Raw genomic sequence first — 12,763 nt, 5'->3', positions numbered from 1 at the left:
GGGAGGAACGGCGACGCCCGCCGCGCCCCTCCCCCCGGGGCACGGCGGGCGTCGGGGGTCGTGCGGTGCGGCGGGGTCAGCCCGCGCGGCGCTGGCGGGCGGTGCGGCGCTTGAGGGCACGCCGCTCGTCCTCGGAGAGGCCGCCCCAGACGCCGGCGTCCTGGCCGGACTCGAGCGCCCACTTCAGGCAGGTGTCGACGACGTCGCACCGGCGGCACACGGCCTTGGCCTCCTCGATCTGCAGCAGGGCCGGGCCCGTGTTGCCGATCGGGAAGAACAGCTCCGGGTCCTCGGTCAGACACGCTGCCTGGTGGCGCCAATCCATCGAAACTCTCCTCAGCACAGGGGCATGCCACGACCAGGGGGCTGGGTGGCATGGGCGCTCGAGCACACGTCCGACGCACAGAAGAAGGCGGGGGGCGTGAGCGTCGGCGCTCGGGGGGATCGAACTGCTGAGTACAAGATTCACATGGCCGCCGGAGGGCGCACAAGGGGTTACGCGCAGGTTTCTTGCGCGTGACGACTGAGGCGTCGGTCACATCTGTGTGCACCCTGAACGCCTGGGGCGCACGCTACTCCTGCGTGGGTGTCGCGCGCCAACCGGTCCGGCCAGCGGGACCATCGTCCCTGGCCGGCGGGCGGCTCCCGCCGGGACCTGCGGCGACGCCCCGCGGATTCACCCGCGCCGCGCGTAGGGTCGGCGCGTGACCGGATCCCGCACCCCCCAGCCGTCCTCGTCGCCCCGGCCGGCCACCGCACCGGGCGCCGTGCGGCTGCTCGCCGGCCTCGTGCTCCTCCAGGCGCTCGCCGTCGCGGTGATCGCCGTCGCGCTGGTCGTCGCCCTCGTGCGCGGCACGTCGATGCCGGGCCCCGTGGTGTTCCTGATCCTGCTGGCGGCGGGCGTCGCCGCGGTGCTGGGCGGGGCCGGGCGCGCGCTGCTCCGCGGGCAGCGCTGGGGACGGTCGCCGGTGATGACGGTGCAGATCCTGCTGGTCGTGCTGGCGGTGGGCTGGCTCGGCGTCGAGGTGGCCGTCTGGTCGGTGGCCGTGCTGGCGCTCGCGGTCGTGGTCGGCGCCCTGCTGGTCACCCCGACGGTCGTCGCCTGGACCACGGGCACGGCTGCCCGCGAAGACTGACCCGGAGGGCGGCCCCGCGCCTCGGACCGCTCCCGAGATAGGACCTTCCCGCCGAGGTAGGACCGTCAACCGTCCTACCTCGGCGCGGGGGCCCTATCTCGGCGTGCACGGTTCTCGGCGCGCACGGTTCTCGGCGCGGGGCGGACGTGGACGCGCGCCCGGCGGGGGAGTCCTCCCCGCCGGGCGCGCGCCGGCCTGCCGGTCGCCGGGTCAGTCGACCGCCAGGGCCGCCACCGGGGGCGTGCGCGCGGCCGTCCGGCCGGGCAGCGCCGAGGCGAGCACGCCCGCCACCAGCGCCACGCCGAGCACCAGCCCGAGGTCGGCCCACGGCACCCGCAGCTGCAGGTCCGCGATCCCGGCGAGCACCGCCGCCGACCCGAGCCAGCCGTACGCCAGCCCGAGCGCCACGCCGACGACCGCCCCGACGCCGGCGATCAGCGCGCCCTCGACCGCCATCGACGCCCGCAGCTGCCGCCGGGTCAGGCCCAGCGCGCGCAGCGTCGCCGACTCGCGGCGCCGCTCGATGACCGACAGGGACAGCGTGTTGGTCACGCCGATCAGGGCGATCACGACCGCCACCGCCAGCAGCCCGACCACCACCGCGAGCAGGGTGTCGATCGCCCGCTGGTACAGCGCCCGCTCGAGCGCCGCGCCGGTGATCTCGAGCACGGAGTCGGACGTGAGGTCCTGCACCTGCTGGACGACCTGACCGGAGTCGAGGACGTCGGCCACCCGCAGCCAGGCGGTGCTGAGCGTCCCGGCGGAGCCGAGGTCGTCCAGCGTGCTCGGCGTGACGAGGACGAACCAGCTGTCGAGCGGGACGACGACCGCGGTCAGGTCGACGGGCGTCCCGACGCCGGAGCCCTCGGTGCGGGCGACGGGGACCCGGTCGCCGTCCTCGATCCCGGCGCTCTCCGCGACGGCCTCGGGCACCACGACGGTGCCGTCGCCGACGGCCGCGGCCAGGTCGGCGTCGCGGAGGACGTCCGCCGCCTGCTCCGGGGTGATGCCGAGCGCGTCGACGGTCTGGGTGCCGCCGATCTCCACGCTGTCCCGGACGAGCGTGGCGGACGACTCGACCCCGGGGATGTCGGCCAGCGCCTCGACGGTGCCCGCGGGCAGCGCCTCGGTGACGGGGTTGCCGCTCTCGTCGGTGGTGAACGGCGCGGCGACCGCGAGGTCGACCGGGTACCGGGTGTCGAGCTCGTCGTCCAGGGTGGCGCGGGCGGTCACGGCCCCGGTGCTCATCATCGCGACGAGCGTGACGCCGATCAGCAGCGCGGTGCTGGTGGCCGCGGTGCGCGCGGGGTTGCGGCCGGTGTTGGCTGCGGCGAGCCGCGCCGGCATCCCGAACCGGCCGACCAGGCGGCCGATCGCGGCCACGACCCGGGGCATCCAGAACACCGCGCCGACCAGCAGGCCGACGAACGACGCCGCGCCGCCGAGGATCGCGATGCCGACGGCCACGACCAGGAGCTGCTTCGACAGGGCGACCCCGCCGGCCAGCATCAGCGTCCCGCCGACGACCAGCACCAGGCTGACGACGAGCCGGAACCGGCCCGCGCGGCTGCCGGCCGCGGGGGCGTCGGCCGGGCGGAGCGCGGCGATCGGCGCGACCCGGGTGGCGACCCGGGCCGGCGTCAGCGCGGCGAGCACCGTCACGACCACGCCGACGGCCAGCGGCGCGACGACGCTCGCGACGGTCGGGCGGACGACGGACGGCACCGGGAACGGCAGGTCCGCGTTCTGCATGACGAGCAGGGCCACCTGCACCAGCGCGGTGCCGAGCAGCACGCCCGCGACGGAGGCCGCCAGGCCGAGCAGCGAGGCCTCCAGCAGCACCGACCGGCGCACCTGGGACCGGACGGCCCCGACGCAGCGCAGCAGGGCGAGCGTCCGGGTCCGCTGGGCGACGAGCACCTGGAAGGTGTTCGCGATGACGAGGCCGGCGACGATCATCGCCACGGCGGCGAACGCGAGCACGACCACGAGGATCGGGCCGGTGCCGTCGTCGCCGGACAGGCTGCGCTCGGCGGCCGCGTCGCGGGTCAGGACGAGCGGGTCCGTGCTGCCCGAGGCCGTGAGGACGTCCTCGACCGCGTCGGCGACGGTCGCGGTGTCGGCGCCGTCGTCGAGGGCGAGGAGCAGCTGCGAGGTCGCGGCGTCGGCGAGGGCGGGGGTGCCGTCGCCGTCGCCGAAGCCGCCCCAGAGCAGGGTGTCGTCGAGGGTGGCGAGCGCGGCGCCGCCGTACTGGGCCCAGGCCGACGTCGGGTCGGTGGTCAGGCCGACGACCTCGGCGTCGGCCCGGACCTCGCGGTAGCTGCCCTCGGGCTCGCCGGGGGCGCCCGTCGCCTCGTCGGAGGGTGCGGCGGTCGCACCCTCGGTCGCGCCGGCCGGGTCCTCCGCGGTCGCCGAGGCCCCGGCGGCCTCCTGCCACCGGTAGTACGACACCGACACGGTGTCCCCGACGCCCACGTGCAGCCGCTCGGCCGCCCGCTCGGGCAGCGCGATCTGGCCGTCCGCGGTCGGCAGCGCGCCCTGCGTGACGTGCTGGGTGTCGAAGGCCGGGTCGCTCGGCACGGGGACGAGGGTCTGCGTGATCTCGCGGTCGCCGGCGGACATCGCGATGTACGGGGCGACGACGCGGGCGTCGGCGGCGGCGACGCCGGGGGTGCCGCGGACCGCCTCGACGGTCTTCTCGTCCAGCGAGGTGCCGGCGCCGGCGTCGGCGATCAGGTCGGCGGTCCCGTACGACGCGGTGATCGAGTCGTACGAGATGCGCTGCATGATCGTGCCGGCGAGCAGCGTCGCGGCGATGAACGCGGTGCCGATGGCGACCGCGACGCCCGCGGCCGTGAGCCGGCCGAGGCTACGGCGCATCTGCGCCAGGGTGAGCCGCCACATCAGGCACCCACCGGCGTCTCGGTGACCTCGAGCTGGCGCAGCGCGTCGAGCCCGGCGAGCACGGCCTCGGGGGTCGGGTCGACGATGTCGCCCGCGATCCGCCCGTCGGCGAGCAGCACCACGCGGTCGGCGTAGGCGGCGGCGGTCGGGTCGTGCGTGACCATGATGATCGTGCGGCCCAGCTCGCGGACGGAGCGGCGCAGGAAGCTCAGCACCTCGGCGCCGGAGCGCGAGTCCAGGTTGCCGGTGGGCTCGTCCGCGAACACGACCTCGGGCTTGGCGATCAGCGCGCGGGCGATCGCGACGCGCTGCTGCTGGCCGCCGGACAGCTCCGACGGGCGGTGCGTGAGCCGCTGCCCGAGGCCGAGCGTGGCGACCAGGGTGTCGAACCACGCGCGGTCGGCCTTGGCGCCGGCCAGCTCGAGCGGCAGCAGGATGTTCTGCTCGGCGGTGAACATCGGCAGCAGGTTGAACGACTGGAACACGAAGCCCACCCGGTCGCGGCGCAGGCGGGTGAGCGCGTCGTCGTCGAGCGTGGTGACGTCGGTCTGCCCGAGGAACGCGGAGCCGGAGGTGGCGGCGTCGAGGCCGGCCAGCACGTGCATCAGCGTCGACTTGCCGGAGCCGGACGGGCCCATGATCGCGGTGAACTCGCCGGCGGCGAAGTCGACGTCGACCCCGGCGAGCGCACGCACCTCGGCCTCGCCGCGGCCGTAGACCTTGGTGAGACCGCGGGCGCGGACGGCGGCCTCCCGCGCGGCTCGGCCCGGCTGGGCGGCGCCGGGCGCGTCGGGCGCGCCGTGCGGCGGGATCGGGCCGGTGCTGGCGGCGGGGGCGGGGACGAACGGGTCCACGGCTGTGCTCCTGGGACGGTCGGATCGGGTCGTCCCCGACGCTACGGAGTCCGCCCGCACCGCCGCGTCCACCCCCGGTCCGGACCTCACGTCATCCCGGGGTACGACCCCGGCCGGTCGCGGCCCGACCGGGGCAGCACCCGGCCCCCGCGGGGTCACGCCCCGGGGACCACCAGGCCCGTCTCGTACGCGACGACGACGGCCTGCACGCGGTCCCGCGCCCCGAGCTTCGCCAGGATGCGGCCGACGTGCGTCTTGACGGTGGCCTCGGCGACGTACAGGTCCTCGCCGATCTCGGTGTTCGACCGCCCGCGGGCCATGAGCACCAGCACCTCGCGCTCCCGCTCGGTGAGCGTCGCGAGCGCCTCGGCGCCGGCCGAGGCCTGCTGCTGCTCGGCGGGCAGGGCCGTCACCAGGTGCTCCAGCAGACGCCGGGTGGACGACGGCGCGATGACGGCGTCGCCGCTGTGCACGGTCCGGATGGCCGCCAGCATGTCCTCGGGCGGCGCGTCCTTGAGCAGGAAGCCGCTCGCGCCCGCGCGGATCGCGGCGAGCACGTACTCGTCGAGGTCGAACGTGGTGAGCACGATGATCCGGGGCGCGGGGTGCTCGGGGGTGCCGGCGGCGACGATCCGCTCGGTGGCGGCGAGCCCGTCGAGGTTCGGCATCCGCACGTCCATCAGCACGACGTCGACCGGCCCGAGCACGGCGGCCTGCGCGGTGCCCGCGGTGAGCGCCTGCACGGCCTGGGCACCGTCGCCGGCCTCCAGGACGACCTCGAGGTCCGGCTGGGAGTCGATCACGAGGCGGAAGCCGGCGCGCACGAGCTGCTGGTCGTCGACGAGGCCGACGCGGATGGCGGACATGGGCGTCAGCCTAGGGTGCCGGGCGCGGCGGCCCGGTCGTCGACCGGCGCGCCCGGGGGCAGCGGCAGCTCGGCGTGCACCCGGAACCCGCCGCCCGGGCGCGGCCCGGCGGCCAGCGTGCCGCCGACCATCGTCGCCCGCTCCCGCATGCCGAGCAGGCCCTGCCCGGCGCCGTCCGAGTCGGCGGCGGCGCCCCGGCCGTCGTCGGTGATCTCCAGGACGAGCGCGGCGGGCTGCCACTGCGCGAGCACCGTGACCGTCACGTCGGGGCCGCCGTGCTTGAGCACGTTCGTCAGGGCCTCCTGGCAGATCCGGTACACGGTCAGCCCGATGCCCGGGGGCAGCCGCCGGGGGGTGCCCATCCGGACGAGGGACGCGCGGACGCCGGACGCGCGGACCTGCTCCACCAGGGACTCCAGGTCGTGCTCCGCGGGCTGCGGGGTGTACGGGGCCGAGCCGGCCGGGGCGCCACCCGCCGCGAGCGCGTTCGCGGGCACCGGGGCGCCCGGCACCCGCTTCGGCTCGCGCAGCACCCCGAGCAGCCGGCGCATGTCGGCCAGCGCCGCCCGGCCGGTCTCCGCGATGGTGCCGAGTGCGCGGGTCGCCGCCTCGGGGTCCGCCGCGGCGGCGTACCGCCCGCCGTCCGCCTGGGCGACGACGACCGACAGCGAGTGGGCGACGATGTCGTGCATCTCGCGCGCGATGCGGGTGCGCTCGGCGGCGGTCGCGATCCGCGCCTGCTGGTCGCGCTCCACCTCCAGCCGCTCCGCCCGGTCGCGCAGCGCGGCGATCGTCACCCGGCGCGAGCGGCGGACCAGGCCGAACGCCCACACGGCGGCGGCCGTCACGGACGCGAACAGCCACAGGGCGATCCCGGACATCGCCACCTCGGCGGCGCTGCCCGTCCAGGACTGGAGCAGCAGCCCGCTCACCATCGCGAGGTTGCCGACGAGCGCCGACCCCATCGCCGTCAGGTGGGCCCAGCGCGGGCCGTGCACCGTCACCGAGTACAGCGCCACGAGCACGGCGAGGTCGGACGGCATGACCAGCGGCACGCCGATCAGCAGGTGCAGCAGGCACGCGGCGTACACGGCGACGACGGACGCCACCGGGTTGCGGCGCCGCCAGCCCAGCGGGAGCCAGGCGGCGAGCGCGAGCACCGCGCCGGCGTACGAGCTCAGCCCCCAGTTCGGCGCCATGCTCGCCGCCAGGGGGACCACGACGAGCCCCGTCAGCAGGGTCGCGCTGAGGTCGATCGGCAGCTGGTGGCGTTCCTCCCACCGCGTGAGGCGTTCCCACCACGTCATCGCGCCAGCGTAGGTCGGCGCCACCGGCGGGTCGTGCCCCCGGGGGCGGACGGAGGTCCCGGCCCGGGTCCGCCCACGGGCGGACGGGGCGACTTCACCGAACCGATACCCCGGCGCGCCGTGTCCTAGAAGGTCTCATGACCTAACATGGCGCCATGACCCAGGTGCTGCTGGCCGAGGACGACCCCGCGATCGCCGAGCCCCTGGCGCGCGCGCTCGGCCGTGAGGGCTACGACGTCCGCGTGCAGGGCACCGGGCAGGGCGCGATCGACCGCGCGAGCGAGGCGGACCTCGTGGTGCTGGACCTCGGCCTGCCGGACATGGACGGGCTCGACGTCGCGCGCGCGATCCGGAACCAGGGGCTGACCACCCCGGTGCTGGTGCTGACCGCCCGCGCGGACGAGGTCGACCTCGTCGTGGGCCTGGACGCCGGCGCCGACGACTACGTGACCAAGCCGTTCCGGCTGGCCGAGCTGCTCGCCCGGGTCCGGGCGCTGCTGCGGCGCACGGGCGGGGACACGCCCGACGAGGACGAGCTCCGCAGCCAGGACGTCCGCGTCGACGTCGCCGCGCACCGCGCGTTCCAGGCCGAGCGCGAGCTGCACCTCACCGCCAAGGAGTTCGACCTGCTCCGCGTGCTGGTCGGCGCGGCGGGCACCGTCGTCGCCCGCGAGACGCTCATGCGCGAGGTCTGGGGCTCCGACCCGACCGGCTCCACCAAGACGCTCGACATGCACGTGTCGTGGCTGCGCCGCAAGCTCGGCGACGACGCGAGCGCGCCCCGCTACATCAGCACGGTGCGGGGGATGGGCTTCCGGTTCGAGTCCGGCGAGGGCAGCCGGGGCTGACCCGTGCGCCGCCGCGTCCTCCAGGCCACCATCGCGGCCGTCACGGTGGCGGTCGTGCTGCTCGGGTTCCCCCTCGCCTTCCTCGGCGCGCAGTACGTCCGGGACAACGAGATCGGGTCGCTCGAGACCCGCGCGTCCGACCTGGCGCGGCAGGTCGACAGCCGCGTCCAGGAGGGCACCCCGCTGTCCGACACCATGCTCGAGCCGTACGTCGACCGGGGCGGCGGCGTCGCCGTGAGCATCTTCGTCGTCACGACGGACGGCGCGCGGTACCAGGCGGGCCCCGACGTCCCCGAGCGCGCCATCACCATCACGGAGACGTCGACCACCGGCGCCCGGATCACCATGTACGCACCGTGGTGGGACGTGTTCCTCATGAGCGCGCAGATCATGGGGCTCGTCGTGGCGGCGGCGATCGTCGCGTTCGCGGCGGGCATCGGCATGGCCATCTGGCAGGCGAACCGGCTGGCCGCACCGCTGGTGTACCTGGCGGCGTCCGCCGAGCAGCTGGGCTCCGGGCAGGTGCGCCCGCAGCTGGAGCCGTCCGGGGTCGAGGAGATCGACCTGGTGGCGGCCGAGCTCGCGCGCAGCGCCGACCGGATGGCCGGCCGGCTCGCCGCCGAGCGGCAGTTCGCCTCCGACGCGTCCCACCAGCTCCGCACCCCGCTGACCGCGCTGACCATGCGGCTCGAGGAGATCATGCTGGCCTCGGACGACCCCGCGGTGCGCGAGGAGGCGCGGATCTCCCTGGAGCAGGTCGAGCGGCTGGTCGCGGTCGTCGACGACCTGCTGACCCGGTCGCGGCGCGCGCAGGGCGGCACCACCGAGGCCATCCGGCTGGGCGACGTCGTCCACCAGCAGGAGGAGGAGTGGCGGCCGACGTTCGAGGCGGAGGGCCGCCGCCTCGTGATCGAGGTCGACCCGAAGGCCCAGGTGCTCGCCACCCCCGGGGCGCTGGCCCAGGTGCTGGCGACGCTGATCGAGAACTCGCTGCGGCACGGCGGCGGCACCACGACGGTGCGGTCCCGCGCGGGCGCCGCGCGCTCGGTCGTGGTCGAGGTCGCGGACGAGGGCGACGGGGTCCCGGACGACCTGGCGCCGCGCATCTTCGAGCGCGAGGTCACCTCCGGCAAGGGCACCGGGCTCGGCCTGGCGCTGGCCCGGGACCTCGCGTCCGCCGACGGCGCGCGCCTGGAGCTCGCGCAGCGGCGGCCGGCGGTGTTCGCGCTGTTCCTCGCGGGCGTCCCGGCGGCGATGGCGCCCGACGTGGTGCTGCCGCGCGGGTCGGTCATCTCGCCGCGCTCGGAGCGGGCGCGGCGCCGGCGCTGAGCGACGCCCCTCACCCCCCGCGGGTGGGGGAGCGGCGCGACCGGCGGCGCTAGCCTCGCCGCGAGGGGTGTCCCCGCCGCGGGCGCCCGAGGGGGTGGGCTCGGTGGCGGAGCAGCGACCCGGGGCGGGCACGGCGGACGACCTGACGGCACGGATCGCCGCCCTGGAGGCCGAGAACGCCCAGCTGCGCGCGGCCGCCACGGCCCGCGCCGCCGCCGACGCCGCGGCCGCCTCAGCGGCCGGAGGCCCCGCCGACCCCGCCGCACCGGGTGTGCCCGCGGCCCGGCGGCAGCGGCACGCCGGCCGCGCGACCGCCGCGGTCGTGCTCGTGGTGCTCGGCGCCCTGCTCGCCCCCGTCGCCGTCGTGGCGGTGTGGGCGCGGGACCTGGTCACCGACACCGACCGGTACCTGGCGACGGTCGGCCCCCTGGTCGACGACCCGCAGATCCAGAGCGCCGTGACCAACCGGGTGACCGGGGCGATCGTGGACGCGGCGGACCTGGACGGGCTGGCGGGGGAGGCGGTGACCGCGGTCGACGACCTGGGCCTGCCGCCCCGGGTGTCCGCGCTCGTGGGATCGCTGCAGGAGCCGCTGGTGGACGCGGCCACGGGGTTCATCCGCCGGGCCGTGGACGCCGTGGTGACGTCGGACGTGCTCGAGGCGGTGTGGGACGAGGCGAACCGCACGGTGCACCAGCAGCTCAACGCGGTGCTGCGCGGTGACCCGGACGCGATCGCGAGCATCGACGCCCAGGGCACGCTGGTGGTCGACCTGACGGGCGTGGTGGACACCGTGCGCGCCTCGCTGTCGGACGCGGGGTTCACGCTCGTGGACCGGCTGCCGACGATCAGCGCGAGCTTCCCGCTGCTGCAGAGCGCGGACCTGGTCCGGGCGCAGAACGCCTACCGCGTGCTGGACGTGCTGGGCACCTGGCTGGTCTGGCTCTCCCTGGGCCTGCTGGCCGCCGGCGTGCTGGTCGCGGTGCACCGCGCGCGGGTGCTGGTGGTCGCGGGCCTGTCGCTCGCGGGCGCGATGCTGCTGCTCGGCGCCGCGCTGACCATCGGCCGCTCGGTGTACGTCGACGCGCTGCCGCCGGCGGTGCAGCGGCCGGACGCGGCCGTGGTGGTCTACGACCAGGTGGTGGCGTTCCTGCGGGTCGCCCTGCGGTCGGCGTTCGTGCTCGGGCTCGTCGTGGCGCTGGTCGCGTTCGTGGCGGGCGGGACGTCGGCGGCGCGGGCGCTGCGGGCGTCCTGGACCCGGGCGGCGACCGGGCTGCGCACGGCGGGCGAGCGGCGGGGGATCAGCACCGGGCCCGTCGGGGTGTGGTTCGACGAGCAGCGGGTCCCCGTGCGGGTGCTGATCGGGGCCGGGGCGGCGCTGGCGCTGGTGCTCGCGAGCCACCTCACGCCGGCCTACGTGGCGACGGTCGCCGTGGTGGCCGTGGTGCTGCTGGCGGTCACGACACTCGTGGCGCGCCCGGCCGCGGCGCAGCCGGGGCCGGGCGCCGACGGGCCGCCGCGCGACGGCGCAGCCGCCTCGGGCTGACCGCCGCCCGGGGCGCGCCGGCGTGCCCCGGCCGGGCGCGGCGCGCGCCGTGGCGGGCCGCCCGGCGGCGGTGCGCGCGGCGGTCAGTCGCCGGTGGCGCGCGGGTGCGGGAGGGGGGCGGGGGACGCGGGGCCGGCGAGCGGCTCGTCGCCCCCGCGCACCTCGTGGCCGACCTCGGCCAGCGCGACCGGCAGACCCGCGGAGCCGGTGAACACGAACAGCTTGTAGCCGACGTACCGGACGACCGTGCCCAGCACGATGCCGATGACGTTGGCGACGTTGTCCGAGAACGGCCCGGACTGGCCGAGCACGTAGTGCGAGAAGCCGAGCGCACCGACGGTGATCGCGCTGCCCACGACGTTGATCGCGGAGAACAGCAGCAGCTCCCGGCCGCGCCGGTGGGTCCGCTGGCCGGCGAACGTCCAGTGCCGGCTGCCGAGCCAGGAGACGAGCGTCGCCAGCACCACCGCGATGATCCGGGCGGTCAGGGGCTTGCCGTGCAGCAGGTCGACCGGGCCGAACCGCAGCAGGTTGTACGTGCCGAGGTCGACGACGAACGCGACCGTGCCGACCGAGCCGAACCGGACCAGCTCGAGGGCACGGTCGCGCAGGGAGCGGCGCGGCATGCGGTAGAGCAGGCCGTGCAGGCGTCCGGGACGGGCCTCGGGGGCGGGTCCCGGTGCGGCCGCGAGGCGGGGCGCACCGGTGGGAGTCACGCCCACAGGGTACGGCGAGACGCTGGGGGACCGCTGTGCGGGGTCGGTTAGGCTCACCGCTCGTGGCAGCACCTGTGGTGGCAGTGGTCGGTGGCGGGCAGCTCGCCCGCATGATGGCGCCCGCGGCGACGGCGCTCGGCGTGCACCTGCGGGTGCTGGTCGAGGACGCGGTGTCGTCGGCGGCGCAGGTGGTGGTCGACGCGCCGGTGGGCGCGGCGGCGGACCCGGTGGCCGTCGAGGCGCTGGTGGTCGGCGCGGACGCGCTCACCTTCGAGCACGAGCACGTGCCGAACGGCCTGCTCACCGAGCTGGTGGACCGCGGCGTCGCGGTGCGGCCCGGCCCGGACGCCCTGGTGCACGCGCAGGACAAGATCGTGATGCGGACCCGGCTGACCGCGCTCGGCGTGCCGTGCCCGCGCTGGGCGCCCCTCGACTCCGCCGACGACCTCGCGGCGTTCCTCGCCGCCGGCGACGGCACCGCGGTGGTCAAGACCGCGCGCGGCGGCTACGACGGCAAGGGCGTGCGGGTCGTGCGGTCCGCCGACGAGGCCGCCGACTGGCTGGCCGCTGCCGCCGAGGGCACCGGCGCCCCGCTGCTGGCCGAGGAGCGGGTGCCGTTCACCCGCGAGCTCGCCGCCCTGGTCGCCCGCACCCCGTCCGGCGAGGTCCGCACCTGGCCGGTCGTGGAGTCGGTGCAGCGCGACGGCGTGTGCGCCGAGGTCGTGGCGCCGGCCCCGGACCTGGACCCGCGCACCGCCGCGACCGCCGAGCGGATCGCCCGCGAGGTGGCCGAGGGGCTCGGCGTCACCGGGGTCCTGGCGGTCGAGCTGTTCGAGGTCGCCGACCCCGAGGGCGGGGCGCCGCGGGTGCTCGTCAACGAGCTCGCCATGCGCCCGCACAACTCCGGGCACTGGACGATCGACGGCTCCGTGACCAGCCAGTTCGAGCAGCACCTGCGCGCCGTGCTCGACCTCCCCCTGGGCGCGACCGAGGCCCGCCAGCCGTGGACCGTGATGGCGAACGTGCTCGGCTCGACCCGCGCGGCGCTGACCGACGGGCTGGCCGAGGTGGCCGCGCTCGACCCCGGCGCCAAGGTGCACCTGTACGGCAAGGGCGTCCGCCCCGGCCGCAAGCTCGGGCACGTCACCGTGTCCGGGGACGACCTGGCGGACGTCCGCCGGCGCGCCGTGGCCGCCGCGGCGGTCCTGCGCGGCGACGCGCCCGCCTGACCCCCTCGACCGCGACTGCACCCCACCC

At 76.7% G+C, this 12,763-nt stretch carries 11 protein-coding genes; 5 read left to right on the top strand and 6 right to left on the bottom strand.

All coding sequences use genetic code 11. From position 1 onward, the window contains the following. Positions 1 to 76 precede the first annotated feature (76 nt). Positions 77 to 325 (bottom strand): WhiB family transcriptional regulator, encoded by a 249-nt coding sequence (locus MHY85_RS17425; RefSeq protein WP_147794125.1) that lies wholly within the window; start codon positions 323 to 325, stop codon positions 77 to 79. Between the two features lie 379 nt (positions 326 to 704). Here MHY85_RS17425 and MHY85_RS17420 point away from each other — a divergent pair, with 379 nt between their 5' ends. Continuing rightward, positions 705 to 1,136 (top strand): hypothetical protein, encoded by a 432-nt coding sequence (locus MHY85_RS17420; RefSeq protein WP_239198725.1) that lies wholly within the window; start codon positions 705 to 707, stop codon positions 1,134 to 1,136. Positions 1,137 to 1,346: 210 nt separating this feature from the next. On the opposite strand, the gene MHY85_RS17415 is transcribed toward MHY85_RS17420, so the two are convergent. The 4 genes from MHY85_RS17415 to MHY85_RS17400 all read right to left on the bottom strand — a co-directional run bounded on the left by MHY85_RS17415 (position 1,347) and on the right by MHY85_RS17400 (position 7,067). Next, positions 1,347 to 4,016: an FtsX-like permease family protein gene (locus tag MHY85_RS17415; RefSeq protein WP_239198722.1), complete on the bottom strand. Its 2,670-nt coding sequence runs from the start codon at positions 4,014 to 4,016 to the stop codon at positions 1,347 to 1,349. 23 nt (positions 4,017 to 4,039) lie between these two features. Then, positions 4,040 to 4,852, bottom strand: a complete 813-nt coding sequence (locus MHY85_RS17410; RefSeq protein WP_374233962.1) for an ABC transporter ATP-binding protein — start codon at positions 4,850 to 4,852, stop codon at positions 4,040 to 4,042. A gap of 197 nt (positions 4,853 to 5,049) precedes the next feature. Further along, positions 5,050 to 5,760, bottom strand: a complete 711-nt coding sequence (locus tag MHY85_RS17405) for a response regulator transcription factor (RefSeq protein WP_154730874.1) — start codon at positions 5,758 to 5,760, stop codon at positions 5,050 to 5,052. 5 nt (positions 5,761 to 5,765) lie between these two features. After that, positions 5,766 to 7,067: a sensor histidine kinase gene (locus tag MHY85_RS17400; RefSeq protein WP_239198716.1), complete on the bottom strand. Its 1,302-nt coding sequence runs from the start codon at positions 7,065 to 7,067 to the stop codon at positions 5,766 to 5,768. Positions 7,068 to 7,222: 155 nt separating this feature from the next. Here MHY85_RS17400 and MHY85_RS17395 point away from each other — a divergent pair, with 155 nt between their 5' ends. From MHY85_RS17395 to MHY85_RS17385, 3 genes are all read left to right on the top strand, one after another. Continuing rightward, positions 7,223 to 7,915, top strand: coding sequence for a response regulator transcription factor (locus MHY85_RS17395; protein WP_239198713.1), 693 nt, complete (start codon positions 7,223 to 7,225; stop codon positions 7,913 to 7,915). Between the two features lie 3 nt (positions 7,916 to 7,918). Next, positions 7,919 to 9,244 carry an ATP-binding protein gene (locus MHY85_RS17390; protein WP_239198710.1) on the top strand — a complete coding sequence of 442 codons (1,326 nt, stop codon included), beginning with the start codon at positions 7,919 to 7,921 and terminating at the stop codon, positions 9,242 to 9,244. A gap of 103 nt (positions 9,245 to 9,347) precedes the next feature. After that, positions 9,348 to 10,790: a hypothetical protein gene (locus MHY85_RS17385; protein ID WP_239198707.1), complete on the top strand. Its 1,443-nt coding sequence runs from the start codon at positions 9,348 to 9,350 to the stop codon at positions 10,788 to 10,790. 83 nt (positions 10,791 to 10,873) lie between these two features. Here MHY85_RS17385 and MHY85_RS17380 read toward each other — a convergent pair whose 3' ends face one another. After that, the gene (locus MHY85_RS17380; protein ID WP_239198704.1) at positions 10,874 to 11,506 is read right to left on the bottom strand and encodes a GtrA family protein; all 633 of its coding nucleotides are present in this window, start codon (positions 11,504 to 11,506) and stop codon (positions 10,874 to 10,876) included. Between the two features lie 62 nt (positions 11,507 to 11,568). Between MHY85_RS17380 and MHY85_RS17375 the strand changes: the two genes are divergently transcribed. Next, a complete protein-coding gene (locus tag MHY85_RS17375; RefSeq protein WP_239198701.1) occupies positions 11,569 to 12,735 on the top strand; it encodes a 5-(carboxyamino)imidazole ribonucleotide synthase in 1,167 nt (388 codons plus the stop codon). The last annotated feature ends 28 nt before the right edge of the window (positions 12,736 to 12,763 follow it).

Origin of the sequence: Cellulomonas sp. ACRRI, assembly GCF_022346185.1 — a bacterium.
In the GTDB taxonomy this organism is placed as follows: Bacteria; Actinomycetota; Actinomycetes; order Actinomycetales; family Cellulomonadaceae; genus Cellulomonas.
The sequence above is the reverse complement of the archived record's forward strand: the minus strand, read 5'-3'. Positions and strand labels throughout refer to the sequence as shown.